Genomic DNA, 1892 nt, shown 5'->3' with positions numbered 1-1892 from the left:
GCTGGTAGTGGATGCCCTTAATAGTGGTGATGCCGGCGCGAATACTCTGCCAAGGCAACCTGCCTCACAAGGGAGCAAATTGCATGCCAGTGCCCCAGCATGGGTTTTTTGCCCCAAATTCACGCTTATAAAGGTACAAAGCGCCCTGATGGTGAAAATCTCGCCCTCTAATGTAGCGTCTTAATCCATAAATGACCCGTTTTGGTGCGCGCAAAACCTTCTGCACATTAACTGGTTAAACCTTGAGCAATTTCCGCTATAATCCGCGCCCCCCTTTTTCGGCTGGCCCTGCGCGCGCTGTTTTCATGAAACTAATCGTAAAAGTCTTCCCCGAGATCACCATCAAAAGCCGACCTGTCCGGACGAAATTCATTCGCCAGTTGGCCAAGAACATCCGCGCCGTGCTCCGCGATCTGGACCCGGCTGTGGTGGTGAACGGCGTGTGGGACAACCTCGAGCTGGAAACCCGCGTTACCGACCCCAAAGCCTTGAAAGAGATGGGTGAGCGCCTGACCTGCATGCCGGGCATCGCGCACTTTTTGCAGATCGACGAGTACCCGCTGGGTGACTTCGACGACATCTCCGAAAAGTGCAAACAGCACTACGGTGATGCACTGGCCGGTAAGGTTTTCTCGGTGCGCTGCAAACGTGCAGGCAAGCACACGTTCAGCTCGATGGACGTCGAAAAATACGTCGGCAGCAAGCTGCGCCGTGAGTGCGGTGCCGCCGGCATCGACCTGAAAGCACCGCAAATTAAAGTTCGCATGGAAATTCGCGACAAACGGTTGTTTGTCATCCACAGCCAGCACAACGGCATCGGCGGTTATCCGCTTGGTGCGTTGGAGCAGACGCTGGTATTGATGTCCGGCGGCTTTGATTCGACCGTTGCGGCCTACCAGATCATGCGCCGCGGCCTGATGGCGCACTTCTGCTTCTTTAATCTGGGCGGGCGTGCCCACGAATTGGGCGTGATGGAAGTCGCGCATTTCATCTGGAAGAAGTACGGCAGCTCGCAACGCGTGCTATTTGTCAGTGTTCCGTTCGAAGAAGTGTTGAGCGAAATTCTCGGTAAAGTCGATAACAGTCATATGGGCGTCGTATTGAAGCGTATGATGTTGCGCGCGTCCTCCGCGATCGCCGACCGCCTGCATATCGATGCGCTGGTCACCGGTGAAGCGATCTCCCAGGTTTCGAGCCAGACGCTGCCGAACCTGTCGGTGATCGATTGCGTGACCGATAAACTGGTCCTGCGCCCGCTGATCGTCGCCCACAAGCAGGACATCATCGACACGGCCAACGAGATCGGCACCGCCGATTTCGCCCGGCACATGCCGGAATACTGCGGCGTCATCTCGGTCAATCCGAAGACCGCCGCCAAGCGTGGCCGCGTTGAGCACGAAGAGAAAGAATTCGACATGGCGGTGCTCGAGCGTGCGCTCGCCAACGCCAAACTGGTCGCGATCGATCGAGTCATCGACGAATTGGGCCAGGATTTGCAGATTGAAGAAGTCGGCGAAGCGCTGGCCGGTCAGATCGTCATCGACATCCGTCACCCGGATGCCGCTGAAGACGAACCGCTGGAGCTTGCCGGCATAGAGGTACAGACGATGCCGTTCTATGCAGTGAACGCACGTTTCAAGGAACTGGACCCTACTCGCCAGTACCTGCTGTATTGCGACAAAGGCGTGATGAGTCGCCTGCATGCCCACCATTTGCTCAGTCAGGGGCAAGCCCATGTGCGCGTTTATCGACCCACCTAAGTGCCCGGGGCTGTTTGCCTGTGGCCTGCGTCACCGGCCCCCCGACACCGCCGTCAAGCTGTAACGGCCATGCCGGACACTACTGCTAAGCGCTGCCAAGACTTGTCAGCTAACCGAAGCCTCTGATCGAGA

At 57.1% G+C, this 1892-nt stretch carries 1 protein-coding gene; it reads left to right on the top strand.

Annotation, left to right across the window (positions count from 1 at the left end):
• The first annotated feature begins 305 nt into the window (after positions 1 to 305).
• Positions 306 to 1760, top strand: coding sequence for a tRNA uracil 4-sulfurtransferase ThiI (thiI, locus tag ACIOVB_RS27640; RefSeq protein WP_401272291.1), 1455 nt, complete (start codon positions 306 to 308; stop codon positions 1758 to 1760).
• The last annotated feature ends 132 nt before the right edge of the window (positions 1761 to 1892 follow it).

The sequence above is a fragment of the Pseudomonas sp. NPDC087639 genome, assembly GCF_044743385.1.
Lineage (GTDB): Bacteria > Pseudomonadota > Gammaproteobacteria > Pseudomonadales > Pseudomonadaceae > Aquipseudomonas.
This window is presented reverse-complemented; position numbering and strand designations above follow the sequence as displayed.

Excerpts from the sequence above, each read along its gene's own strand:
- thiI (WP_401272291.1), top strand. The coding sequence starts at position 306 with ATGAAACTAATCGTAAAAGTCTTCCCCGAGATCACCATCAAAAGCCGA.